Origin of the sequence: Amycolatopsis sp. M39 (genome assembly GCF_001651785.1) — a bacterium.
Classification (GTDB): Bacteria; Actinomycetota; Actinomycetes; order Mycobacteriales; family Pseudonocardiaceae; genus Amycolatopsis; species Amycolatopsis rubida.
In genome coordinates, this window is record NZ_LWSF01000005.1 from 73,188 (window position 1) to 96,973 (window position 23,786).

Sequence of the window (23,786 nt, forward strand, 5' to 3'; positions counted from 1 at the left end):
TTTGATTCCCGTTACGGAGTAAGGAAAATTCCGCATCCCGGCGTTTCCGCTGGACAATTCGGACGGATGGTCAAGACCACCCCCAGTTCTGCGTGAAGCAGCCCGCCAGATAAAGATCCACGCGGTCGGCGAAGCGGCTCGGATCGCGTCCGGTGAGTTCGCCGATCCGGGTGATCCGGTATCGCAGGGTGTTCACGTGCAAGTGCAGGGTGGCCGACGTCTGTGTCCAAGATCCCGAATGTTCCAGGAACGTCTTGAGCGTCGTTATCAATTCGGAACCGTGTGCGGCGTCGTACGCGAGTACCGGCCCCAGTACTTTTTCGCCGAATGTCCGCCGCAAGTCCTCCGGCACAGCCGCGAGCAGCAGCAGATGCGACGCCACTTCGTCGCCGGACAACACCGTCGCGCGGCCCGGCGTCAGGGCGGCCAGCGTGCGCGCGTGCCGGGCCTCCTGCACCCCGGCACGGAGACCGGCGGCGTCCGCGGCCCGGCTGAGGCCGAGCGTCAGCCGCGCGGACCCGAGCGCGGGTTCGATCGTGTGCACCGCCTCCCGCACCGTCTCGGTGTCGCGCGAGGAGCAAAGTCCGAACGTCTCGCCGTCGACGGTCGCCACCAGCACCGGCTGTCCGGTGGTCGAAAGCAGTTCCTCCACCAGCACCTGCGCCAGACCCGGCCCGCCGCCGCGGACCTCGGCCGACAGCGTCGTCACCGGTTCCTGCGGCGCGAATCCGGCGGCGGACAGCCGGGAGGTCAGCTCGCCTGGCGCGGCGTCGTCCGAGAGCACCAGCCGCAGCAGCGGTTCGGCCGCCCGGTTCTCGATCCGCCTGGCCTCGTCCACCCGGGACCGTTCGAGCCCGACCAGCGCCGCCAGTTCCAGCGCCAGCTCCCGGCGGGCGGGCGGCCACTGCGCCGGATCGCCGTCCACCACGAGGAACCAGCTCGCGATCCGATGGCCCGAGCGCCCGGCCGCGCCGAGCAGCGTGACCGGACCGTCCTGGCACGGCAGCCGTTCGGCGCGCAAGAACCGGCGGGCCAGCGCCGTGCGGCGCGCGGCGGGCAACTCGGGGCCGCCCGCCAGCTGCCGCCCGGTCGCGCTCAGCACCACACAGCCGGTGCCCAGCTCCTCCGCACCGGCCTTGACCAGCGCGGGCAGCCCATGGCCGGAGGTCACCGCGGCCACCAGCCGCCGGTGCGAATCGCGAGCTGGCGCCGAGCGTTCCGCCGCCAGGCCCAGGATCACCCGCTCGGCCACGGTCGCGAACGAAACCGACACCGGCACCTCGAACAACGGCAGGCCGACGCGCTCGCAGGCGGTCACGAGGTAGTCCGGCACCGGGCCGCCGACCTCCGCGGTGCCCGCCCCGAGCGCGGTCACCCCCGCGGCGGCGAGTTTGCCGACGAACGCGTCCGCGTCCGAGGGCCCCGGCAGCCAGCGCATTCCGCACAGCACGATCTCGCCGCCGTCGAGGTAGCGCGTCGGATCTTGCAGGGTCGCCTGGAAGACGCGGCCGAACTCGCGGTCGCGCGCCTTCTCGCCCGCCAGCAGCCGCAACCCCAGCTCCGGGGTGTCGAGCAATGCACCCAGCCGCATGCGCGCCTCCTTCCGCCCATCAGTACCGCACACCAGAGGGGTTTGGCGGAAACTACGAAAAACCGGCCGCCGCATGTCCCCGCTTTCGGCGGATCTGCCGTGGCCCGGGCCACGCCGCGGCAGGTGTACTCACTCGGCGAGCGAATGAGAGGGATGACCAATGGCGATCGTTCTTGGCGACAACCGCTACGGGAAGGCCGAAAACCGGCTGGTCCGCATCGACCGTGAAGGCAGTGCCGGCGGTGAACACCGGATCACCGACCTCACCGTCAGCGTGTCGTTGTCGGGCGACATGAGCGACACCCACCTGACCGGGGCCAACGACAAGGTGCTGGCCACCGACACGCAGAAGAACACCGTGTTCGCCTTCGCCCGCGACGGCATCGGCGAGATCGAGGACTTCGCGCTGCGGCTGGCGCGGCATTTCGTGTCCACGCAGGAGAGCATCCACGCGGCCCGGGTCGGGGTCGTGGCTCACCCGTGGGAACGGCTGCGGGTCGGCGGCCGGCCGGCGCATCACTCGTTCGCCCGTTCCGGGGCGGGCACCCGCACCACGCGCGTCACCTACGACGGCGAGCGGGCCTGGGTGCTCGGCGGGGTCGAAGACCTGACCGTGCTCAACTCGACCGGATCCGAATTCTGGGGCTTCCCGCGCGACGAATACACCACGCTGGCCGAGGTCAAGGACCGGATTCTCGCCACCGCGGTGTCCGCGACCTGGCGGTACTCGGTCGAGGAGACCGACTGGGCGCACGCGCACGAGACCGCGCTCGCCACCCTGCTCGACGCGTTCGGCGGCACGCACAGCCAGTCCCTCCAGCAGACGCTGTACGCGATGGGCCAGGCGGTGCTGGAGGCCGTTCCGGAGATCGCGGAGATCCGGTTCGCGCTGCCGAACAAACACCACTTCCTCGTCGACCTCCAGCCGTTCGGCCTCGACAACCCCGGCGAGGTGTTCTACGCCGCCGACCGGCCCTACGGCCTGATCGAGGGCACCGTCCTGCGCGACGACGCCCCGCCCGCCGGTCCGGCCTGGTCCTGAGCACACCGAAACGCGAGCTGTTGGGAGCAGTACTGTCATGACCGTGTCCATCGATGCCGACGTCGAACGCGCCTGGCTCGCCGAATGCGTGCGGATCGCCGAGAAGAACGTCGCCGACGGCGGCGGCCCGTTCGGCGCGCTCGTGGTGAAGGACGGCGAGATCGTCGCGACCGGCGTCAACCGCGTCACCCCGTCGCTCGACCCGACCGCGCACGCCGAGGTGGTCGCGATCCGCGCGGCCTGCCAGGCGCTCGGCACGTTCACCCTGGCCGGCTGCGTGCTCGTCTCCTCGTGCGAGCCGTGCCCGATGTGCCTCGCGTCGTCGCTGTGGGCGCGCGTGGACCGCGTGCTGTACACGGCCGACCGCGACGACGCCGCCCGCGCCGGTTTCGACGACCGGGCCTTCTACGAGCTGTTCGAGCACCCGCGCGAAACTTGGCAGACCCCGGTTTCGCGAGTGTCCACACCGGAGGCTTTCGCCCCGTTCTCCGCCTGGCTCAACCGTTCCGACCGGATCGAGTACTGAGCCGTCGTGAGGCCGATCCCGGTGAGAACCGGGATCGGCACTCACGAGCCCCCACCCCACCGGGCCACCCTCCCGGTGCTGACCGGAGCACCAGAAAAACGCAACCGTCCCGCCGCCCCGCCCCTTGCCTGCTGCCAGGGGCGTCGTTCGGCACACCCACCGGCAAGGGGAGGACGCATGACCCAGGTACGCCTCGACGAAGCGGTGACCTCGGCTCCCGGACCGCACCGCAAGTCCATTGTGGAGCATCTCTTTGAACTACGCGCCCGCGAAACCACGGTAGGCCGGGAAGTACGCGGTGGCTTGACCACCTTCGTCGCGATGGCCTACATCGTTTTGCTCAACCCGCTCATCCTCGGCGCTTCCGCCGACATCACCGGCGCGAAACTCAGCGCCACGCAAGTGACCACGGCGACCGCACTCGCCGCCGCCGTGATGACTGTCCTCATGGGACTCGTCGGCAACGCGCCGCTCGCGCTCGCCGCCGGTCTCGGCATCAACGGCATCGTCGCCTTCCAGATGGCCCCGGCGATGACGTGGCCACAGGCTTTCGGGCTGGTAGTGCTCGAAGGTGTCTGCATTGTGCTGTTGGCGGTCAGCGGGCTCCGGGAACGCATTATGAACGCGATTCCCGGGCCGCTGAAAACCGCGATCACCGTCGGCATCGGCTTGTACATCGCGCTGGTCGGCCTGGTGAGCGCCGGGTTCGTGACGCGGACCCCGGACGCGGCGCATTCGACCGTCCCGGTGCGGCTCGGGCTCGACGGGCATCTCGACGGCTGGCCGATCGCGGTGTTCTGCTTCGGCCTGCTGCTGATGACCGTGCTGATGTCGCGGAAGGTGCCTGGCGCGGTGCTGATCAGCATCGCCGCCGCCACCGTGCTCGCGGTGGTGCTGCACGACGGATTCGGTGTCGGCGAATGGGGTTTGACGACTCCGACGCTGCCGCATTCCGTCGTCGCCGCTCCCGACTTCGGCCTGCTCGGGCACGTCGACCTGTTCGGCGGATTCGCCAAGGCGGGCGCGCTGACCGCGACGATTTTCCTGTTCACCCTGGTGCTGTCCGGCTTCTTCGACGCGATGGGCACCATCACCAGCGTGTCGGCCGAGGCCGGGCTGTCGAAGAACGGCCGGGTGCCGCGGATGGGCCGGATCCTGTTCGTGGACGGGGCCGGGGCGATCGCGGGCGGGATGTCCGGCTCGTCGCCGAACACCGTGTTCCTGGAGTCCGCGGCCGGTGTCGGGGAGGGCGCGCGGACCGGGCTGGCGAGTGTCGTGACCGGACTCTTGTTCGGGGCGACGCTGCTGTTCACGCCGATCGCGGGCATCGTCCCGGCGCAGGCCGCCGCGCCCGCGCTCGTGGTGATCGGCGGGATGATGGTGGCGCAGTGCCGCACTATCCCGTGGCACGACCCGGACTACACGATCCCGGTGTTCCTGACGGTCGCACTCATTCCGTTCACCTACTCCATCACCAACGGCATCGGCGCGGGGCTCATCGCGTTCGTGCTGATCAAGACCTTCCGCGGGAAGTGGCGTGAAGCGGGGTGGATCCTCACTGTGCTCGCGCTCGTGTTCACCGTCTATTTCGGAATCGACGTGGTGAAGGCGATCCTCTAACCAGAAAGGGACCACCATGCCTCTGATGTTCCTCAACGGCGGCGCGATGCGCGGCGAACCTCTGCACCATTTGCTCGACGGCGCGCCGCTGGTGGCCGAAACGACGACGGCCGCGAAGTACCGGTTCTATTCGGTAGGCGGGCAATGCCCGGCGCTGGTCCCGGTAGCGCACGGCGGCGCGGCGATCTCCGGCGAGGTTTACGACCTGACGCTGGACCAGCTGCGCGACCGCGTGCTCCCGTCCGAACCGCCGGAGCTGGAACTGGGCGTGATCGAGCTGGCCGACGGCAGTTCGGCGTTCGCGATGCTGCTGCGGCGGCCGCAGACCTCGCACGTGCAGCTGCGGGACATCACGGAAATCGGCGACTGGCGAGCGTTCAAGGCCACGGCGTGACTGTTCTGGTCGCTCCGGACAAGTTCAAGGGCTCGCTCACCTCGGCGGAGGTCGCGGAGGTGGTGGCCGCCGCGTTCGCTGAAGTCGCACCGGGCGAGCCAGTACGGCAGCTGCCGGTGGCGGACGGCGGCGACGGGACAGTCGCCGCTGCGGTCGCCGCCGGGTTCCAGCGGATTCCGGTGCGGGTTTCCGGCCCGACCGGCCGCCGGACCACCGCGTACTACGCGCTGCGCGAGACGGTCGCCGTGATCGAGCTGGCGGAGGCATCCGGGCTGCACCGGCTGCCCGGCGGCAGGCTGGAACCGCTGAGCGCGTCCAGCTACGGCACGGGCGAGCTGATCGCGGCCGCCTGTGCTGCCGGGGCGACGCAGATCGTGCTCGGGGCCGGCGGCAGTGCCTGCACCGACGGCGGAGCCGGATTGCTGACCGCCTTGGGTGCGCGATTGCTCGACGCTTCCGGTGCGCCGCTTGCCCCGGGCGGTGCGGCGTTGACGGAGTTGTCCACAGTGGATCTGTCTGGACTGCCCGAAGTGGACATGGTTCTGGCGTCCGATGTGGACAACCCGCTGCTGGGTGTGGATGGCGCCGCCGCGGTTTACGGACCGCAGAAGGGTGCTGGTCCTGCCGAGATCGCGGCGCTGGAACGCGGGCTGACTCGGTGGGCCGAAGTTGTGGGCTCCGCGCACGCCACCACCCCGGGCGCTGGCGCGGCAGGCGGCGTCGGGTTCGGTGTGCTCACCGGACTCGGCGCTCGCATCCGGCCCGGGATCGAGTTGCTGCTGGAGCTGCTGGGTTTCCCGGCCGCGGCCCGCGATGCCCGGCTCGTCGTCACCGGCGAAGGATCGCTGGACACCCAGTCGCTGCACGGAAAAGCGCCAGTGGGCGTTCTCCGGGCAGCGGGCGGCACGCCGGTCGTCGCCGTGGCCGGGCGGTGTCTGCTGTCCGCGCCGGAATGGCGGGAAGCGGGCTTCGCCGGGGTCTACGCGCTGACGGACGTGGAGCCGGACGAGTACCGGTGTGTGGCCGAGGCCCGGTCGTTGCTGGCCGGCCGGGCCGCACAGCTGGCTCGGGATTTCAGCCGAGCAATACCTGCCTGACGTGGTCGGACAGGGGGAGTCCGGCCGCGTCGGCGGGGGTCAGCCAGCGGTGGTCGTCGTGTTCGGCCGGGTTGAGCTGAAGGTCGCCGAGGAACTCCGGGTGCGCGTCGTAGTAGGCGGCGTGCACGGTGAACGGTTTGCCGGTGCGGCCCGGCCAGGATTGGCGGGCCCGTTCGCCCGCGAGCCGTACGCGCAGCCCGGTTTCCTCGGCGGCTTCCCGCACCGCGGTCGTCTCCGAGGCTTCGCCGGGTTCGACGGTCCCGCCGGGGAATTCCCAGTGCCCGCCCAGGAAAGTCCCTGGCGCGCGGTGGATCAGCAGCACGGTTTCGCCGCGGGGGAGCAGGACGTACGCGAGATGGTTGTCGTTCACTGCGCACCTCCGTTGGAGACGAGGACCTGACCGTTCACCCAGCCGCCTTCCGGACCGCACAGGAACGCGACGAGACTCGCGCAGTCGCGTGGGGTGCCGATCCGGCCCAGCGGGTTGTGCTGTGCGAACGCGTCGCGGTGGGCTTCGGGGATCCAGCCGGTGTCGGTCGGGCCGGGGTTTACCGCGTTCGCTGTGATGCCGAGGTGGCCGAGTTCCCCGGCCGCGGCGAGAGTAATCCGGTCGAGCGCGCCCTTGCTTGCCCCGTACGGCAGGTTGTGCACCACGTGATCGCTGGTCAGCGTGACGATCCGGCCCGCGCCGTGCGGTCCGCGGTAGCGTTGGGCGAACTCTCGGATCAACAGCCAGCTTGCGCGGGCGTTCACCGCGAAGTGCCGGTCGAAACTGTCCACTGTGGTGTCGAGCAGGCTGGAATTCACCGACTCGCAGTGGGCCAGCACCAGTGCTTGGACGTCGTCGTCGATCTGGTCGAACAGCCTCGCCGGGGTTGCCGGATCGGCTAGGTCGGCTTCGATGCCCTGGACGTTTTCGTCGGCACCCCAGGGCATCCGGCGGTCGTAGCCGGACCAGTAGGTGGTGATGACGGTCCAGCCGTCCTCCCGCAGCCGGCTGGCGATTGCGGCGCCGATTCCGGCTTTCCTGCCGACTCCGGTGACCAGGGCGGTTTTCTTATTCTTCAATGGCGCTGTCTTTCACGCGGAGGTGCCGACGGAACGTGTAGGACGGGTCGGTTTCCCGGTGGGACAGGAATTCGCTGAAGCGGACCTGTTCGCGGAGGGTGACGCCGTCGCGGATCTTCGCCGCTTGCCGGTGTTCGGTGTCGCGGATGGATTCGGCTAGCCGGAATACGTCGTCGGCTTGGGCCGCCGGGACGAAGAGGACGCCGTCGTCGTCGCCGAACACCAGGTCGTCGGTGGTCACGGTCCATTCGCCGACGGTGGCGGACTCGAGCGCGCTGGCGGCGCGGTCGTGGAGGTGCAGAGGGCCGGTGGGGAGCGATCCGAGGCTGTAGACGGGGAGACCGATTTCGCGGAGTTCGGCGGTGTCCCGGTGCAGGCCCCAGATGACGATGCCGCTGAGTCCGGCTGACGCGACTTCGGCGGTGATGAGGTCGCCTACGCAGCTCTCGTCCTGGCGGCCTTGGTTGTCCGCTACCAGGACGTCGCCTGGGCGGGCTGCGGTGATCGCTTCCAGGAAGACGTCGACGCTGCCGGAGCGTCTGGCTGGGCGGACTCTTCCGCCTAGCTTGAGTCCTGGGATAACGCCCCTGGTCCCGGCCGGTGCGCATCGCACGGTCAGGCGGGCGCGCAGGCAGGCATCGGCCAGGTGGGCGGTGGTCAGGGTGGCGAAACGCTTCGTTAGTTCGGTGTGGTCCATGGTACCCGCCCTTCTTGCGTAGTTGGTTCACGCTAGCGGGGATTCGGGGGGTTGGTCGCCGGTTTTTGGGCGTTGCGTGGGGCACCCCGAAGCTTGAGTGTGCTGACGGGGGGCTTCGTATCGGGGTGCGGGGGAGGGTCTGGGTGCCTCGATCGTTGGGTGCGTTGGCGGGTGGGTGCGTCGGTGGGTGGGTGCCTCGATGGGTGGATGCGTCTGCTGCGGTGGGTGTTGGGGTGCGCGGGTTCTCGCACGCGGAGCGTGCTTGGGGCTGGCGGCGGTGGGTTCGCGGCGTGGGCTTGCGGGCAGCGGCGGGGCGCGGTGGCGGGTCGTGAGGGGAACCCTGAGGGAATCAGATTTCCCCTCANATCGCCGCGGGCTGACCTTCCGTGAGGGGAACCCTGAGGGAATCAGATTTCCCCTCACGTACTGCGGAAAGTGTCATATGCGGCGAAACGGGCGAGGGGTTACTGCGCGCTTTGGCGGCTATATCCGGTTTCTTCCGTTGCCTGGTTGAAGTCCTGGTGAATTCCCGGCTAGGCGATGTTCTCGACCAGGGTTTCTTCACTTTCCGCACGCATAATTCCCTCCCGGTAGCCCGAACGTGTGAGTGGAGGAAAGAGTGCCGGGGTCTGTGCGTGCCCGCTGGATGGGCGGCGGCGTCGCGATTGCGGTCGTGGCGGCGGGCATCGTGGTCGCGGTGTGGCCGGAGCGGGCTTCTGCGCGGGATCCGGAGATTCAGATCTCGCGGTCTGCCTGCGGGCAGGGCTGGGCGGATCCGCGGGCTGGGGTCCAGACCTTTCATCTGCACAACACCGGATCCGTGACCGCCGAGGTGGATTTGATCGACCCGGCCACCGGTGTGGTTTACGGCGAGGTCGAGGGGCTCGGCAGCGGGACTGTCCGGCCGATGCAGGTGACGCTCGGCAACGGAGCCTACGCATTCCGTTGTCTCCCTGAGGATTCGTCGGCGATTGTCGGGCCGGTCGTCACCGTGAGCGGCGGTGCGGAACGCGGTCCGGGCGTCGCGCCGGTGACGCAGAACGATCTGCTCGGTCCGTTGAAGGCCTATCAGGCGCAGGTGACGCAAGGGCTCGATCAGTTGGCGGCCGATGTCGGCAAGGTGAAGGACGCCATTCGCGGCAACGATCGCGGTGCGAGCCAGGCTGCTTGGCTGGTGGCACATCTCGACTACGAACGGCTCGGTGCGGCTTACAACGCCTTTGGCGACTCGGACAAGGCCATCAACGGCACGGCTGACGGTGTGCCGGACGGAGTCAAGAGTCCGGACTTCACTGGGTTCCATCGGCTCGAATCCGGTTTGTGGCACAACGAAGACCTCGCCGGCCTTGTTCCGGTGGCTGAGCAGTTGGACAGCGACGTGCAGAAGCTCCGCAAGTCCTTTGCGGACAGCCAGGTCGACCCGAACGACCTCGGTCTGCGCGCGCACGAGATCGTGGAGAATACCCTGCAATTCGAACTGACTGCCCGCACCGATTACGGCAGCGGCACCAACCTTGCCACCGCTCGGGCGAATCTTGACGGGACGCAAGCTGTCCTCGATGTACTGCGTCCGGTTCTCGCTCCGCGCTATCCAGAACTGTCCAAGGTGGACAACTGGATGAAGCGCACCAAAGCCACGCTCGACAGCGCCAGGAAACCGGACGGTTCGTGGACGCCGGTGAGTCAGTTGTCCGCGTCGCAGCGGCGAAAACTCAATGCCGACGTGAGTGAGTTGACTGAGTTGCTCGCTCCGATCGCTGCGATCGCGGAGCCGAGGAGGATCTCGTGACGACGGAATCCTCTCGCCGGTCCTTCCTGCGTCGTACCGTCGTGGGCGCGGGAATCACTGCGGCAGCCGGAATAGGGGTGACAGCCAGTGCGAGTGAAGGGACGAACACCGTTTCCTTCCATGGTCCCAGGCAGGCGGCGATTCTCCGCCAGCCGCCGGCTCAGAGTGTGATCGCTTCCTTCGACGTGGTCGCTGAGAATCGCGCCGAATTGACTCAGCTGTTTCAGGAAATAACCGGACGCGCGCGGTTTCTCACGAACGGCGGTGCTCCGGCTGCGCTCGGGATTACCGCCCCGCCCGCTGACTCCGGGGTGCTCGGTCCGGTCGTTCCGCAGAGCGACCTTGGCGTGATCGTCGGTGTCGGATCGTCTCTTTTCGACGGACGGTACGGGTTGGCCGATCGCAAGCCCAAAAAGCTCAAGCCGATGACCATGTTCCCCAACGACGCGCTCGACACGCCGCAATGCCACGGCGACCTGTCGCTCACGCTGTCCGCGAGCGAGACCGACACCGTGCTGCACGCGCTGCGCGACCTGACCCGCGCGACGCGTGGCGGAATGCAGTTGCGCTGGAAGATCAACGGGTTCAGTTCGCCGTCCAGGCCGGCTGGCACGCCACGCAATCTGATGGGGTTCAAGGACGGCACCGCGAATCCGGGAGAGTCCGAAATGGACCGGCTGGTGTGGGTGTCGGGGGCGGGCGAGCCCGGGTGGACGGCTGGCGGCAGTTACCAGGTGATCCGGCTGATCCGGATGCTGGTCGAGTTCTGGGACCGGGTCTCGATCACCGAGCAGGAGAACATGTTCGGCCGCCGCCGGGACACCGGCGCGCCGCTGGACGGGGCGTCCGAACAGGACGAACCACGCTACGCCGACGATCCGATCGGTACCGTCATCCCGCTGACCAGCCACATCCGCAAGGCGAATCCGCGCACGCCGCAGACCGACGGGCAGCGGATCCTGCGCCGCGCGGTCAACTACGACCGCGGTGTCGACGCCAACGGAAACCTCGACATGGGCCTCGTCTTCACCTGCTACCAGCAGGATCTTGAGCGTCAGTTCGAGGCGGTGCAGAAGCGGCTGATCGACGAACCGCTGGTCGACTACATCTCCCCGTTCGGCGGCGGCTATTTCTTCGCGCTGCCCGGCGTCACCGGTCCCAGCGACCACTTCGGCCGGGCGCTCCTCGCCTGAGGCGCGCCCCGATCCCCACCCCGCGAAACCAGGAGGAATCCTCAGTGGACACAGCATTCGGCAGGCGGCGCCGTCGCCTGCTCGGTGCGGGCGCGCTCGTCTCGGCGGCCGTGCTCGCGATCGTCACCGGGTCCGCGGCGTCGTCCGCGCAGGCCCAGCCGCTGCACCCGCTGCCGGCGTCGTGGCTGCCCACGCTCACCCCGATCAAGCACGTCGTGGTGATCTTCGGCGAGAACATTTCGTTCGACCACTACTTCGGCACCTACCCGGAGGCCACCAACGAGAACGGCACCCCGTTCCAGGCCGCGAAGCACACGCCGAAGGTCAACGGCCTCGACGACAAGCTGCTCACCCGGAACCCGAACGCCTACAACCCGAAGCGGCTCGGGCCGGACCAGGCGCTCACCTGCGACCAGAACCACAGCTACGGCGCCGAGCAGGCCGCGTTCAACGGCGGCAAGATGGACAAGTTCGTCGAGAAGACCGAGACCGACAAGTGCACCGGCCAGCCGGTCCTGTTCGGCGAGCCGGGTCTGGTGATGGACTACTACGACGGCAACACCGTCACCGGCATGTGGAACTACGCGCAGCACTACTCGCTGAGCGACAACTCGTTCAACACCGTCTTCGGCCCGTCCACCCCCGGTGCGATCAACCTGATCTCCGGGCAGACGCACGGGATCCAGGCGGTCGACCCGGTGACGCACGAGCCGAAGAGCGACCCGTACGTCACCGCGTCGCCGGACGGCGACGGCGTCGGCACCGTGATCAACGACCCGGACCCGGCGTGGGACGACTGTTCGGACAAGAACCACACCGCGAAGGACAACCTCGGCGCGATGCGGGGCCGCAACGTCGGCGACCTGCTGAACGACCGGCACGTCACGTGGGGCTGGTTCCAGGGCGGCTTCAAGCCGACCGGCACGCAGAACGGCTACGCGGTCTGCGGGCAGAAGCACGCGAACGTCGGCAATCAGTCCTCCGTGGACTACAGCCCGCACCACCAGCCGTTCCAGTACTACAAGTCCACTTCGAACCCGCACCACCTGCCGCCGTCCTCGGTGCAGGCGATCGGGCAGACCGACCAGGCCAACCACCAGTACGACACGAGCGACTTCAACGACGCGCTCAAGGCCGGTTCGATGCCCGCGGTGAGCTTCCTGAAGGCGCCGGAGTACCAGGACGGGCACGCGGGCTATTCCGACCCGCTCGACGAACAGCATTTCGTCGTGGACGAGATCAACAAGATCCAGCAGTCGCCGGAGTGGCGTTCGACCGCGGTCGTGCTCGCCTATGACGACTCCGACGGCTGGTACGACCACGAGAACTCGAAGATCGTCAACGGTTCGCAGGACGCTTCGCAGGACCAGGCCGTGTGCACCGGGAAGCCGTCCGGTCTCGGCGGGCACGCCGACCGCTGCGGCTACGGCCCGCGCCTGCCGCTGCTGGTCATCTCGCCCTACAGCAAGGTGAACTACGTCGACCACACCCGGACCGACCAGACCTCGGTGCTGAAGTTCATCGAGGACAACTGGTTCTCCGGCCGGGTCGGGAACGGCTCGTTCGACACTCGCGCGGGCGGACTCTGGAACATGTTCAACTTCTGGTGGCCGCAGGCGGGCAAGCTCCCGCTCGACCCGGAGACGGGTGCGCCCGCCGGGGCGAACTAGCTCGCGTTTCTCCGCACCGCACCGAAGGCCATCGGGTTTCGACCCGGTGGCCTTCGGCCGTTTCGAGGCCGGTCTCCCAGTCCGCTCAGCGGGAAACCGCGTGCGAATACGCCGCACTGGAAAATTTCCAGTGCCGCGGAACTGTGCGCGCAGTCGCGGATTGGGCGCCGAAGGTGTTCGGGAACCGGCCGGGAAAGCGCGGGCGGCGCAACCGGAATGGAGTCGCGCTGCGCGCACCGTCACTCGACACGATAGGGTAATCGCAGGCACATCCTGTAGAAGGTGAAGGAACGCGAATCATGGCGCAAAAAGTCCATGTCGAGATGGTGGACGACATCGACGGCAGCATCGCCGAACAGACCGTCCCGTTCAGTCTTGACGGCGTGAGCTACGAGATCGATCTGTCCGAAGACAACGCTGCCGCACTTCGGGACGAGCTGGCCCGTTACGTCGCCGCCTCGCGCCGGGTCGGCGGCCGCAAGGTCCGGATGGCCGCCGGGCAGTCCCCGCGGCCCGCTTCGACCGCCGCGGACCGCGAGCGCAACAAGGCGATGCGCGAGTGGGCCGAGAACAACGGTTTCACCGTTTCCGACCGGGGCCGGCTCCCGGCGGAGATCGTGAAGGCGTACGAAGAGCGCGACACCGAGGCTCCGGCCAAGCCGGCTCGCAAGCGCGCGACGCGCAAGAAGGCCAGCGCCTGACGTTTTCTTCGGCAGCTGTGCCGCGGGGGCCGCGGCTAGTGATCAGCGGTAAGGGCGCCGCCGGGAATCCCGGCGGCGCCCTTCTGGCTGTCCGGGGGAAATAGCGCCTTCCCGCATCGAGGCGATGTGGACGTCCGTGAAGGGCTCCTCGCGGGAACCGGATTCCCGCGAGGAGCCCTTCACGGACCTCTTCGGGAGCGGAGCCGATGCCGGGAAAGATCCGTGTCCGCCGTTTCGGGGAATCGATTTCCCGGTGTTAAGACTTGCCGAGTCCGAGCAGCGTGTCCAGGTCGATCTTGCCGCCCGCGGCATCGCGGATCGCGCGCATCGCTTCGGCGGACGCGAGCTGCTCCCCGTGCTGGTCGGCGTGCGCGCGCAGCAGATTCCCGATGTGCCGTTCCGGGACTGTCCACGTGGGCCAGCGGCGGCGGGCGATCGTGGCGAGTTCGGAAAAGTCCGGCGTGCCCGCGCCCGCGGTCGCGTCGAGCAGCCAGTGCAGATAAGTGCGCAGCACCGCGACCGGGAAACTGCCCGGATGGCTGAGCCCGCCGTGCCCTGGCACGAAGGTGCGGACGTCCGGGAACATTTTGTCGAGCCAGTCCAATGCGGTCAGCCAGCCAGGGATCGAACCGTGCACGGCGAACGGCGTCGACCCGACCGACAGCAGATCGCCGGTGAAGAGCGTCCCGGTGCGCGGTTCGAACAGCACCAGGTCGCCGTCGGTGTGCGCGGTCCCGGGAAACGGGACGACCTCCACGACCACGCCGCCGAGGTCCACCTCGACCGGTTCGATCACCGCGTGCACCGCCTCGGGCCGCGGCGCTTCGAGCTTGCCCCAGTTCGCGCAGGCGAAGATTTCCTCGTGGCACTGCGGGCCGGACCGGATGATCGGCACCGCGGTGGGCGCGGCGAGGATCCGGCCGCCGTTGCGCAGCGCGACCCCGGCCCCGTTGTGGTGGGTGCCGTGCGCGTGGGTCAGCACGAGCGTGAGCGGCATTTCGACGGTCGAGTACTTGCGGACGTCGCTGACCAGGTCGAGCGTGTCGCGTTCGGTGCCGCAGGTGTCGACGAGCAGAACGCCTTCCCGGCCCCGGATCCAGCCGCAGTTGGACACCATCCAGTCGCTCGGGCTGCGCACGTACGCGACGACGCTCGGGTCGGAGTACCGGAGCGGGACGATGTTGCGCCTGATGACGGGCATGGGATCCCCTCGTTGGCCACCGGACGGGAATTGATCACCGGGATGGTATAGACCAAGTCACCTGCTGTCAGCGGGGTCGAGACCACGCTCACGCGCATGGCCCGCCGCAGTTCTCGCCCGTCCCGTTCCGCCCAGTTTCGCGCGCATCGTTGCCCCCGGCTCCGTCGGTGCCCGACAGCGTATACCCCGAGGCCACGGTTTTCTCGATGGTCCACAGAGGACTGGTTCAGGGGTTGCTCACGTCCGGTGATCGCTGAATACCGGCAGTGAGACTGGCCGCGCCGAGCGCCACGGATTTCGCCCCGTGCCGGGAGAGCCGGATCGACACCGGTTCCCCGGACAGCAGCGGCCGTTCCGCCAGCGCTTCCCGCACCGGTTTCTCCAGCAGTGCCCAGGACCGGACCACCGAGCCGCCGAGCACGCAGGTCGCGAGGCCGAGCAGTCCGGCCGCGTGCGCGACCGCCTGGCCGAGGAACCGGCCCGCGTCCGTGAACACCGCCTGAGCGGCTCGGTCCCCGGCGAGCGCTTCCTCGGCGACCGCCTCCGCGGTGCGGGTCCGGCCGGTCGCTTCGGCATAACGGCGGGCCAGGGCGCGTCCGGCCGCGTACGCCTCAAGATGTCCGATCTGCCCGCAACTGCAGCGTTCCTCCCCGTAGCGGCCGACGTGCCCGATCTCGCCGGCCCCGGTCGCACCGCCGTAGAGCAGCCGCCCGTCGACGAACAGCGCACCGCCGACCCCGGTCCCGACCGCGACGCCGAGCACGTTCCGCTCGCCCGGCAGCAGTTCGCCGAGCAGGAATCCGTCCACGTCGTTGACGGTGCGCACCGGCACTCCGCCCAGCCGTGCGGACAGCTCGGCGTTGACCGGCGTGCCCGCCCATCCGGTGAACGAATCCCCGGTGACCAGCACTGTTCCGGTCACCGGATCAACGACGCCCGCCGCCCCGACGCCGACGCCGGCGAGCGCCGCGTGGTCCGGCACCAGTGAGCTGACCAGCTCGGCCGCGCGGTCGAGGATCGCCGCGCCGCCCCGGTGCGACTGCGACGGCGCGAACGCCGAGCCCAGCTCCCTGCCTTCCTCGTCGCACACCACCACCAGGGTTTTCGTCCCGCCGATGTCGACTCCGGCCCGCAACCCCGTCACGCCGCGGGGTCCGCGCCGGCCAGCGCCTCGCGCCGGCTCCGCTGCAACTGCGGATCCGGCACCGGCGAGGACAGCAGCAACGCTTGGGTGTAGGAGTGTTCCGGAGTGCGCAACACCGTTTCCGCCGGGCCTTCCTCCACGAGTTCGCCCGCGCGCAGCACGGCCACCCGGTCGCACAGGCTGTCCACCACCGCGAGGTCGTGGCTCACGAACAGGCAGCCGAAACCGAACTGGCGATGCAGTCGCCGGAACACCTCCAGCACCGCTGCCTGCACGGATACGTCCAGTGCGCTCGTCGGTTCGTCGGCGATCAGCAGCTTCGGGCCCAGCACCAGCGCGCGGGCGAGGCTCACTCGCTGCCGTTGCCCGCCGGACAGCTCGTGCCCGTACCGGTCCAGCACGCTTTTCGGCAGCTCCACCGCGTCGAGGAGTTCCCGCACCCGCCGCTGCCGCTCGCCGCGGCCGGTCGAGGTGTGGACGACCAGCGGTTCGGCGACAGTCTGCGCGACCGTCATCCGCGGGTCGAGTGACGACGCCGGGTCCTGGAACACCGCGCCGATCTGCCGCCGGACCGCCCGCGCCGAGCGGCCGGTGCCGTTCGGCAGCGGCCCGCCGAGCACTTCGACGGTGCCGGATTTCGGCGTGACCAGGCCCAGCGCACAGTTCCCGAGCGTCGTTTTCCCGGAACCGGATTCGCCGACCAGCCCGACGATCTCACCGGGTGAGACGGAGAGGGAAACGTCGTTGACCACCTGTCGCCCGCCGTACTCGACCACCACATTCGACAGCGCGAGCACCGGCTTCCGGGTTTCCCCGGCGGCCGCTTCGTGCGCGAACGAACCCAGTCGCGGAACCGCGGCCAGCAGTTCCCGGGTGTAATCCGCCTTCGGCGACGCGAACAGTTCCGCCGCCGGAGCTTGTTCGACGAGCCTGCCGTTCCGCAGCACCGCGACGCGATCCGCGACATCCGCGACGACACCCATGTTATGCGTGATCAGCAGTGTCGCGGTGCCCTCGTGTTCGCGGATGTCGCGAAGCAGGTCGAGAATCTGCTGCTGCACCGTGACGTCGAGCGCGGTGGTCGGCTCGTCCGCGATGATCAGCTTGGGTCCGGACGCGATCGCGATCGCGATCATCACGCGCTGCCGCAGCCCGCCGGACAGCTCGTGCGGATACTGCTTCAGCCGTGCCGCCGGTTCCGGAACGCCGACGCGGTCGAGCAGTTCGGCGCAGCGGTCGTAGTAGCGGCGGTGGCGCAGTTTCTCCGGGTCGTGGTTGCGGATCGCCTCGGCGAGCTGGAAACCGATGGTCCGCAACGGGTTCAGCGCGGTCATCGGTTCCTGGAACACCATCCCGGCGGCCGGGCCGCGCAGCTTCCGCAGGTCCTCGCCGCGCAGGTCGAGGATGTTCTGCCCGGCCAGCTCGATCGACCCGGTGACCCGCGCGGAGCCCGGCAGCAGCCCCAGCACCGCGAGCGCGGCCGTGCTCTTGCCGGAGCCGGACTCGCCGACCACCGCCATGATCTCGCCGGGCGCGACCGACAGGCTCAGCCCGTCGACGGCCGCCGAACCGTCCGTATAGGACACCCGCAGGTCGCGGATGTCCAGCACTGCTTCGCTCATCGTCGCCCCTTCACCGCGAACGCGTCGCGCAGCCCGTCGCCGAGGAAGTTGATCGCGCACACCACCAGGACGATCGCGATGCCCGGCGGCAGGATCAGCCACCACGCGCCGTCGAAGGTGTAGGTAATTCCTTTGGAGAGCATCGCGCCCCAGTCGGTGTCGGGCGCGGGCACGCCGAGGCCGAGGAAGCTGACGTACGCCACGAGCAGGATCGCGTCGGCGATCTGGAACGTCGCGTTCACCACCACGGTGCCGATCGCGTTCGGGATGATGTGCCGGAACACCACGCGCGTGCGGCTCGCGCCGAGCACGGTGATCGCGCGGATGTAGTCGCGTTCGCGCAGGCTCACCGTCTCCGCGCGCATCAGCCGCGCGGGCACCAGCCACGACACCGCGCCGATCAGCAGCGCCAGCACGCCGACGCTCGGCGTCACCAGCGTAGCCGCCACCAGCAGCAGGAACAGCGCGGGGATCGCGACGCCGGTGTCGACGATCCGCATCAGCACAGTGTCCAGCCAGCCGCCGGTGTACCCGGCGACCGCGCCCCACACCGCGCCGATCGCGGTCGCGATGAGCCCGGCGAGCACGCCGATGAGCAGCGACGTCCGGCCGGCGACCATGAGCCTGCCGAGCACGTCGTAGCCGAGGTCGTCGGTGCCGAGCGGATGCCCGCCGCCAGGCCCGAGGCGGGCCGAGGCGAGGTCGGTGTGCGATTGGTCGGTGCCGTAGAACACCGGCCCGAGGAAACAGAACGCCACGACCAGCAGCAGCAGGACCGCGCCCGCGACCGCGGATTTGCGGGCAACCAGCCGCGAAAGGACAGTCACGACCGTGCTCCCTTCACCCGCACCCGCGGGTCGATCGCCAGCTGGACCAGGTCCGCGAGCAGGGAGCCGAGCACGGTCGCCACGGCGATCACGAGCACGACGCCCAGCAGCACCGGGAAATCGGCGGTGCGGGTCGCGGTCCAGAACAGCAGGCCGATGCCGGGGTAGTTGAACATCGATTCGACGACCAGCGAACCGCCGAACACCACCGGCACGTAGTAGCCGAGCATGGAGACCACCGAGGTCAGCGAGTTCGGCCAGACGTGCCGCCAGATGATCGTGCGCTCCGGCGTTCCCTTCGCGCGCGCGGTGCGCACGAAATCCTCGGACAAGCTGTCCAGAGTGGACGCCCGCATGTACCGGCTGAACGCGGCGAGCGCGGCTCCGGTCCCGGCGAGCACCGGCAGCACCAGCGCACCCGGTTGGGACAGCAGTTCGCCGATCGTTTCGCCCTGCGCGGCTTGCGCTGGGAACCACGGCAGGACCTGCGCGAACAGGATGATCAGCACCAGCGACAGGAAGAACACCGGCGTCGCGTAGAGCACGAAGGTGATCGCTGTGGTGAGCACGTCCGCGGTACGGCCGCGGCGGACCGCTTGCCACACGCCGAGCGGCAGCGCGACGAGGATCGCGAGCGCCGTGGACACCACGGTGAGCAGCAAGGTCTTCGGCATCCGCTCGGCCAGCAGGGTGCTCACCGGCGAGTTCTGGGTGTAGGAGTCGCCGAGGTCGCCTTGGAGCAGCCGCAGCAGGTAATCCCAGTACTGCACCGGAAGCGGCTGGTCGAAACCCTGCGCGTGGTTGAACGCGGCGATCTGTGCCTCGGTGGCCTTCACGCCGAGGACGCCGCGAGCCGGTCCGCCGGGCAGCAAATGCAGCAGCACGAACGTCACCACGGTGACCAGCAGCACGACCACCACGGCCAGCACGATCCGGCGAAGGATGTAGCGCGTCATGTCCTCACCTCGTCCAGAACCAGCGTTGCGGAAGCAGCCCGGCCATCGGGTCCTGGGTCACGCCGTGCAGCGCGGTGTCGATCGCCGACACCTGGTACGGCGGATTCGGCAGCCACAGCACCGGAAGCTGCTCGGCCAGATAGGCGCTGTACTCGAGCATCGCCCGGTTGTCCGACGCCAGGTTGGTGGCGGCGATCAGCTTGTCCGCCTTCGGATCGGTGTAGCCGCCGAAGTTCGTGCCCGCCCCGGTCGCGAACAGTTCCTCGCCGCTCGGGTTCGCCGAGAAGTACCAGCTGCCTTGCGTGCCGAAGTAGGACAGCTGCCAGCCGCACGCGGGGTCCCGCGGTTCGCACGTGGTTCCGTTGGCCAGCACGGTGTTCAGCGGCTGCGCGTTGATCTTCATCTCAATGCCGACCCTCGACAGCTCCGAGCGCAGCTCCTGCATCGTGCCGTCGGTCTCGTCGGAACCGGATTCGGTCAGCATGGTCAGCGACAGGCGGGTGCCTTCGGCGATGCCCTCGCCGCATTTCGCGGGGTCCGCGCAGAGGAGGACGCCGTCGGAGCCGGGTTTCCAGCCGTGGTCGGCGAGCAGCTGCTTCGATTTGTTCAGGTCGAACGGGTACGGATTGGTCTTTTGCTCAGGCGACAGGTACTTCGTGTCGTTGTCCTGCGGGACCGGACCGTAGCCGACACGCGCGGCGCCGCGCCAGATCACCGAGGTGATGGCGTCCTGGTCGACTGCGTGCTGGATCGCCTGCCGCACGTACAGCTGGGAGAACACCTTGCCCAGCTTGGGATTGTTGAAGTTGTACGGCGAATACGTGATGGACCAGCCGTTCCACGGTTCGACCCGGTAGCCCTGCTCCGCCAGCTTCGAGCGCTGGCCGAGGTTCGACGTCGGCAGGTAGCCGTAGTCGACGCCGCCCGCGCGCAGCACGTTGTACTCCGCCGACGACCCGGTGAAGGTCAGGAACCGGACGGTGTCGAGCTTTGCCGGGTCCGGTCCGGTGTACTTCGGGTTCTTCCGCAGCGTCACCTCGCCGGACGTGGTGAACCCGGCCAGTGTGAACGGTCCGTTCACGACTTTCCACAGTGGATTAGTCGCGTACGTGCCGAGCTGTTTCCCTTGGCTGACCAGGAAGTCGAAGACCTGTTTCGCGCCGTCCGGAGTGCGGTCGTGGTCGCCGACCGGGCCCGCGGCGCTCGTGCGGTCCCACACGTGCGGCATCGGGACGATCAGGCTGAGCTGGTTGGCGGTGAACCAGTCCGGGTTGTACGCCTTGTCCAGGGTGAAGGTGAAGGTGCGGTCGTCCACGGCGTGGAACCCGGTGATGCTGTCCGGGATCAGGCCCTTCGAGTACTTGCCCCAGTTGTCCTTGCCCGCGCGGGCGAGGTTGAGCCAGAACTCGACGTCGCGGCTGGTCAGCGGCTCGCCGGTGGACCAGGTCAGCGGCTTGAGCGTGATCGTCACGGTCTTGCCGTCGGGGGAGTAGCTCGGCAGGTTCGCGGCGCTCGCGGCGTCGTCGAGGTTGACCGAACCGGAACTGCCGTCGTAGCTGTAGAGCGGCACGTACATGGTCGACCGGATCATGCCGTTGTACGACCCGCCGTAGCCGGGGATCGAGAACGGCATGATCCAGTTCGGCGTCGCCGACGGGGGCATCGCGAACCGCACGGTCCCGCCGGTTTTCGGGGTGCCGGAACCGCCGCCGTGCTGTTCCCGGCTCGCCGCGCAGCCGGACAGCGCCAGCGCGGCGGCGAGCGTGACCCCGAGCGCGGTGCGCCATGGGCGTCGAGCCATTCGCATCACTTCCAACAACTCTGATGAAAGACCAGTGCCAGGTGCTATGCCGCGTCCCGGCTGTCGGGTAATCTTGCACGCGAGACGGGAATTGCCAAGAGTCCTTTCGAACAGTTTAGTTACATCAGCTTTGATGAAAGAGGTGACGCGGTGGATCCGGCCGGACCGCTGCGGCTGTTGTGGCTGGTCGCGCACGGCCACGCGACGTCGCGCATGGACCTGGCGCGAGCACTCGGGCTGCCGCAGTCGACGGTGTCGGTGCGCACGCAGGCGCTGATGTCCGCCGGGGTGCTGAGCGAGTCCGGCGAGGGCCGGTCCGCGGGCGGGCGGCGGCCGAAGCTGCTGTCGGTCAACGCGGAGTTCGGCCACGTCTGGGCCGCCGACGTCGGCTCCCGGCACGCGCGGATCGGCGCGCTCGACATCGCGGGCAACCTGCTGGAAGCGCACGAGCGGCCGCTGGACATCAGCCAGGAGCCTCGCGAACTGGTCGCCGGGCTCGCGGCGGCGGTGCGCGATGTGATGGCAGGCGCGGATTGTCCCGGCCGCGCGCTCGGTCTCGGCGTCGCTTTCCCGGGCCCGGTGGACGTCAACGCGGGCACCATCACGCTGCCGTCGCGGATGCCCGGCTGGCGCGGTTTCGCGGTGCGGGAAGCGCTGGCGGAGCACTTCGAGCTGCCGGTCGTCGTGGACAACGACGCGAACATGCTGGCGTTGGGCGAATCCGTGGCCGGCCCGCCCGGCCGGACGTTGCTGGTGGTGAAGGCCGGTACCGGCATCGGGTCCGGAATCGTGCTGGGCGGCGAGCTTTATCGCGGCCGGGCCGGAGTCGCGGGCGATATCAGCCACGTGCGCGTGCCTGCCGCCGAGGATCAGCCGTGCACCTGCGGGAACCGTGGCTGCCTGGAAGTGGTGGCCAGCGGCGCGGCGCTGGTCGGACAGCTGCGGGCGCAGGGGCTGAAGCTGGAGACGACCGCACAGGTGATGGCCACTGCGGAAGACGGACACCCCGAAGCGACCACGGCCGTCCGGCGCGCCGGGCTGCGGCTCGGCGAGGTGCTGGCCACGGTGGTCAACTTCAGCAACCCGGACGAGGTGCTGCTCGGCGGCGCACTGTCCGGTTCGGAGGCGTTCGTCGCGGCCGTGCGCGGTGCGCTGTACGAACGGTGTCTTCCCTTGGCTACCAGGGAACTGCGGATCGACCGGGTGCGCTTCGGTGCGGACGCGGGACTTTACGGCGCGGGCGCGCTCGCGCTGGACGCGGTGTTCGAGCAAGCGATCAAACGGAGTGGACGATGAAGAAGCTGCGGGTCGGGATCACCGGAATCGCCATCGAATCGAGTACCTTCTCGCCGCATCGGTCCACAGTGGACGACTTCCGGGTGCTGCGCGGGGACGAGCTGCTTGGCCGCTACGACTTTCTCGACGCGGACTGGGCCGCCGAGGTGGAATGGGTTCCGCTGGTCGACGCGCGATCGCTCCCCGGCGGCGCGGTCACCGAAGAGGCGTACGCGGAGCTGTCCGGGGAAATCCTGGACCGGTTGCGTTCGGCGGGCGAGCTGGACGGGCTGTTCTTCGACATCCACGGCGCGATGAGTGTCGTCGGACGGTCCGATGTGGAGGCTTCGCTCGCGCAGGAGATCCGTTCGATCGTCGGTCCGGAGGTCCTGGTGTCGGCATCGATGGACTTGCACGGCAACGTTTCCCGGGAACTGGTCACCGCGCTGGACCTGATCACCTGCTATCGGATGGCCCCGCACGAGGACGCGTGGGAGACCCGTGAGCGGGCCGCGCGGAATCTGGTGTCGCGGTTGCGGTCCGGCGGTCGGCCGAAGAAGGCTTGGGTGCAGGTTCCGGTCCTGTTGCCGGGGGAGAAGACCAGCACCCGGCTCGAACCGGCGAAGAGCGTTTACGCGGCAGTGGATTCCGTCGAAGCGCTGGACGGAGTTCTGGACGCGGCGATGTGGGTCGGTTACGCCTGGGCGGACGAACCGCGCTGCCAGGCCGCGGTGGTAGTGATGGGTGACGACGTTTCGCTGATCACCAAGGAAGCCGAGCGGCTGGCCCAGTCCTATTGGGACGCTCGCCACGACTTCGCTTTCGTTGCCCCGACCGGCACCCTCCCGGAATGCCTTGAGCAGGCGTTCGCTTCTCCGTCGCGACCGTTCTTCATCAGCGATTCCGGCGACAACCCGACCGCTGGCGGTGCTGGGGACACATCGTGGAGTCTCGACGTCCTGCTGAACACTCCGGCCATTGTGGATTCTTCGCTGACCACTTTGTACGCGGCCATTGTGGACCCGGAAGCCGTCGCAACGGCGGTCGCGGCTGGCGTCGGCGCGAAGATTTCGGTTGAACTGGGCGGGAAAGTCGATTCCGGCCCGCACGGCCCGGTCGCACTCACCGCACAGGTCGCCGCGATCGACGCCGACGACCCGGTGGCCGGAACCGCGGTGGCGCTCGCCGCCGGCGGCCTGCGGGTGATCGTGACCGCACGCCGCAAGCCGTATCACCTCGAATCCGACTTCCGCGCGCTCGGCCTGCACCCGCGCGAGGCGGACGTGGTGATCGTGAAGATCGGCTACCTCGAACCGGAGCTGTACGACATGGCCGCGGACTGGCTGCTGGCCCTCACCCCCGGCGGCGTCGACCAGGACCTGCTCCGGCTCGGCCACTCCGGCATCGTCCGCCCGATGTTCCCGTTCGACGCCGACATGGCGGCTCCTTCGCTCACCCCGGAGGTCTTCTAAGCACTCTCAGTAGTCAGCGCCGAGGCGGTCACCAACTCGCCTCGGCGCTGACCTGTTTTTATCCCGGCCGCCTTGACAGGCAGGCATTTGCCTGCCTTAC

Annotated in this window: 21 protein-coding genes; 11 read left to right on the top strand and 10 right to left on the bottom strand. The window is 68.8% G+C overall.

The genetic code is table 11. From position 1 onward, the window contains the following. Nucleotides 1-70: 70 nt before the first annotated feature. Nucleotides 71-1,591 carry a PucR family transcriptional regulator gene (locus A4R44_RS14930; protein WP_067580377.1) on the bottom strand — a complete coding sequence of 507 codons (1,521 nt, stop codon included), beginning with the start codon at nt 1,589-1,591 and terminating at the stop codon, nt 71-73. A 160-nt stretch (nt 1,592-1,751) separates the two neighbouring features. Here A4R44_RS14930 and pucL point away from each other — a divergent pair, with 160 nt between their 5' ends. The 5 genes from pucL to A4R44_RS14955 all read left to right on the top strand — a co-directional run bounded on the left by pucL (nt 1,752) and on the right by A4R44_RS14955 (nt 6,270). Continuing rightward, nucleotides 1,752-2,633: a factor-independent urate hydroxylase gene (pucL, locus tag A4R44_RS14935; protein ID WP_067580379.1), complete on the top strand. Its 882-nt coding sequence runs from the start codon at nt 1,752-1,754 to the stop codon at nt 2,631-2,633. Nucleotides 2,634-2,670: 37 nt separating this feature from the next. Continuing rightward, nucleotides 2,671-3,159, top strand: coding sequence for a nucleoside deaminase (locus A4R44_RS14940; protein WP_067580381.1), 489 nt, complete (start codon nt 2,671-2,673; stop codon nt 3,157-3,159). A 177-nt stretch (nt 3,160-3,336) separates the two neighbouring features. Continuing rightward, nucleotides 3,337-4,779, top strand: coding sequence for an NCS2 family permease (locus tag A4R44_RS14945; RefSeq protein WP_067580383.1), 1,443 nt, complete (start codon nt 3,337-3,339; stop codon nt 4,777-4,779). Between the two features lie 16 nt (nt 4,780-4,795). Beyond that, nucleotides 4,796-5,173 (top strand): gamma-glutamylcyclotransferase, encoded by a 378-nt coding sequence (locus A4R44_RS14950; RefSeq protein WP_067580385.1) that lies wholly within the window; start codon nt 4,796-4,798, stop codon nt 5,171-5,173. Continuing rightward, nucleotides 5,170-6,270 (top strand): glycerate kinase, encoded by a 1,101-nt coding sequence (locus A4R44_RS14955; protein WP_067580387.1) that lies wholly within the window; start codon nt 5,170-5,172, stop codon nt 6,268-6,270. The genes A4R44_RS14950 and A4R44_RS14955 overlap by 4 nt, the downstream gene beginning before the upstream one ends. On the opposite strand, the gene A4R44_RS14960 is transcribed toward A4R44_RS14955, so the two are convergent. Genes A4R44_RS14960 through A4R44_RS14970 form a run of 3 tightly spaced genes read right to left on the bottom strand, consistent with a single transcriptional unit; the run spans nt 6,248 to nt 8,035 of the window. Next, nucleotides 6,248-6,640: an NUDIX hydrolase gene (locus A4R44_RS14960; RefSeq protein WP_067580389.1), complete on the bottom strand. Its 393-nt coding sequence runs from the start codon at nt 6,638-6,640 to the stop codon at nt 6,248-6,250. The two genes, A4R44_RS14955 and A4R44_RS14960, sit on opposite strands and share 23 nt — an antisense overlap. Further along, on the bottom strand, nt 6,637-7,338 hold the full coding sequence (locus tag A4R44_RS14965; protein ID WP_067580390.1) for an SDR family oxidoreductase: 702 nt from the start codon (nt 7,336-7,338) through the stop codon (nt 6,637-6,639). Before A4R44_RS14965 ends, A4R44_RS14960 begins: the two co-directional genes overlap by 4 nt. Then, on the bottom strand, nt 7,328-8,035 hold the full coding sequence (locus A4R44_RS14970; protein WP_067580392.1) for an RraA family protein: 708 nt from the start codon (nt 8,033-8,035) through the stop codon (nt 7,328-7,330). The genes A4R44_RS14965 and A4R44_RS14970 overlap by 11 nt, the downstream gene beginning before the upstream one ends. Nucleotides 8,036-8,681: 646 nt before the next feature. Between A4R44_RS14970 and A4R44_RS14975 the strand changes: the two genes are divergently transcribed. The 4 genes from A4R44_RS14975 to A4R44_RS14990 all read left to right on the top strand — a co-directional run bounded on the left by A4R44_RS14975 (nt 8,682) and on the right by A4R44_RS14990 (nt 13,388). Further along, nucleotides 8,682-9,824: an EfeM/EfeO family lipoprotein gene (locus A4R44_RS14975; protein ID WP_095213352.1), complete on the top strand. Its 1,143-nt coding sequence runs from the start codon at nt 8,682-8,684 to the stop codon at nt 9,822-9,824. Then, complete coding sequence (locus A4R44_RS14980; RefSeq protein ID WP_067580394.1) at nt 9,821-11,017, top strand: Dyp-type peroxidase; 1,197 nt, start codon at nt 9,821-9,823, stop codon at nt 11,015-11,017. The genes A4R44_RS14975 and A4R44_RS14980 overlap by 4 nt, the downstream gene beginning before the upstream one ends. Before the next feature lie 44 nt (nt 11,018-11,061). Further along, nucleotides 11,062-12,687: a phospholipase C gene (locus tag A4R44_RS14985; protein ID WP_067580396.1), complete on the top strand. Its 1,626-nt coding sequence runs from the start codon at nt 11,062-11,064 to the stop codon at nt 12,685-12,687. A gap of 299 nt (nt 12,688-12,986) precedes the next feature. Next, the gene (locus A4R44_RS14990; RefSeq protein ID WP_067580399.1) at nt 12,987-13,388 is read left to right on the top strand and encodes an Lsr2 family protein; all 402 of its coding nucleotides are present in this window, start codon (nt 12,987-12,989) and stop codon (nt 13,386-13,388) included. 256 nt (nt 13,389-13,644) lie between these two features. Here A4R44_RS14990 and A4R44_RS14995 read toward each other — a convergent pair whose 3' ends face one another. The 6 genes from A4R44_RS14995 to A4R44_RS15020 all read right to left on the bottom strand — a co-directional run bounded on the left by A4R44_RS14995 (nt 13,645) and on the right by A4R44_RS15020 (nt 20,939). Beyond that, on the bottom strand, nt 13,645-14,589 hold the full coding sequence (locus tag A4R44_RS14995) for an MBL fold metallo-hydrolase (RefSeq protein WP_067580401.1): 945 nt from the start codon (nt 14,587-14,589) through the stop codon (nt 13,645-13,647). A 226-nt stretch (nt 14,590-14,815) separates the two neighbouring features. Further along, nucleotides 14,816-15,733, bottom strand: coding sequence for an ROK family protein (locus tag A4R44_RS15000; protein ID WP_067580405.1), 918 nt, complete (start codon nt 15,731-15,733; stop codon nt 14,816-14,818). After that, nucleotides 15,730-17,355, bottom strand: a complete 1,626-nt coding sequence (locus A4R44_RS15005) for an ABC transporter ATP-binding protein (RefSeq protein WP_067580407.1) — start codon at nt 17,353-17,355, stop codon at nt 15,730-15,732. The genes A4R44_RS15000 and A4R44_RS15005 overlap by 4 nt, the downstream gene beginning before the upstream one ends. Continuing rightward, on the bottom strand, nt 17,352-18,182 hold the full coding sequence (locus A4R44_RS15010) for an ABC transporter permease (protein WP_067580409.1): 831 nt from the start codon (nt 18,180-18,182) through the stop codon (nt 17,352-17,354). Before A4R44_RS15010 ends, A4R44_RS15005 begins: the two co-directional genes overlap by 4 nt. Next, on the bottom strand, nt 18,179-19,138 hold the full coding sequence (locus A4R44_RS15015) for an ABC transporter permease (RefSeq protein ID WP_067580410.1): 960 nt from the start codon (nt 19,136-19,138) through the stop codon (nt 18,179-18,181). The genes A4R44_RS15010 and A4R44_RS15015 overlap by 4 nt, the downstream gene beginning before the upstream one ends. 4 nt (nt 19,139-19,142) lie before the next feature. Beyond that, nucleotides 19,143-20,939 carry a peptide ABC transporter substrate-binding protein gene (locus tag A4R44_RS15020; RefSeq protein ID WP_067580412.1) on the bottom strand — a complete coding sequence of 599 codons (1,797 nt, stop codon included), beginning with the start codon at nt 20,937-20,939 and terminating at the stop codon, nt 19,143-19,145. Between the two features lie 150 nt (nt 20,940-21,089). On the opposite strand from A4R44_RS15020, the gene A4R44_RS15025 reads away from it, so the two are divergent. After that, entirely contained in the window at nt 21,090-22,235 is a 1,146-nt protein-coding gene (locus A4R44_RS15025) for an ROK family protein (protein WP_067580415.1), read from the top strand. Continuing rightward, nucleotides 22,232-23,686 (top strand): M81 family metallopeptidase, encoded by a 1,455-nt coding sequence (locus tag A4R44_RS15030; RefSeq protein WP_067580417.1) that lies wholly within the window; start codon nt 22,232-22,234, stop codon nt 23,684-23,686. Before A4R44_RS15025 ends, A4R44_RS15030 begins: the two co-directional genes overlap by 4 nt. Nucleotides 23,687-23,786 lie beyond the last annotated feature (100 nt).

What these genes read in the sequence shown, in the direction of transcription:
- A4R44_RS14945 (WP_067580383.1), top strand. Translation starts at nt 3,337, where the DNA reads ATGACCCAGGTACGCCTCGACGAAGCGGTGACCTCGGCTCCCGGACCG.
- A4R44_RS14995 (WP_067580401.1), bottom strand. Translation starts at nt 14,589, where the DNA reads ATGCCCGTCATCAGGCGCAACATCGTCCCGCTCCGGTACTCCGACCCG.
- A4R44_RS14990 (WP_067580399.1), top strand. Translation starts at nt 12,987, where the DNA reads ATGGCGCAAAAAGTCCATGTCGAGATGGTGGACGACATCGACGGCAGC.
- A4R44_RS15015 (WP_067580410.1), bottom strand. Translation starts at nt 19,138, where the DNA reads ATGACGCGCTACATCCTTCGCCGGATCGTGCTGGCCGTGGTGGTCGTG.
- A4R44_RS14940 (WP_067580381.1), top strand. Translation starts at nt 2,671, where the DNA reads ATGACCGTGTCCATCGATGCCGACGTCGAACGCGCCTGGCTCGCCGAA.
- A4R44_RS14975 (WP_095213352.1), top strand. Translation starts at nt 8,682, where the DNA reads ATGGGCGGCGGCGTCGCGATTGCGGTCGTGGCGGCGGGCATCGTGGTC.
- A4R44_RS15020 (WP_067580412.1), bottom strand. Translation starts at nt 20,939, where the DNA reads ATGGCTCGACGCCCATGGCGCACCGCGCTCGGGGTCACGCTCGCCGCC.
- A4R44_RS15030 (WP_067580417.1), top strand. Translation starts at nt 22,232, where the DNA reads ATGAAGAAGCTGCGGGTCGGGATCACCGGAATCGCCATCGAATCGAGT.
- pucL (WP_067580379.1), top strand. Translation starts at nt 1,752, where the DNA reads ATGGCGATCGTTCTTGGCGACAACCGCTACGGGAAGGCCGAAAACCGG.
- A4R44_RS14930 (WP_067580377.1), bottom strand. Translation starts at nt 1,591, where the DNA reads ATGCGGCTGGGTGCATTGCTCGACACCCCGGAGCTGGGGTTGCGGCTG.
- A4R44_RS14970 (WP_067580392.1), bottom strand. Translation starts at nt 8,035, where the DNA reads ATGGACCACACCGAACTAACGAAGCGTTTCGCCACCCTGACCACCGCC.
- A4R44_RS15005 (WP_067580407.1), bottom strand. Translation starts at nt 17,355, where the DNA reads ATGAGCGAAGCAGTGCTGGACATCCGCGACCTGCGGGTGTCCTATACG.
- A4R44_RS14950 (WP_067580385.1), top strand. Translation starts at nt 4,796, where the DNA reads ATGCCTCTGATGTTCCTCAACGGCGGCGCGATGCGCGGCGAACCTCTG.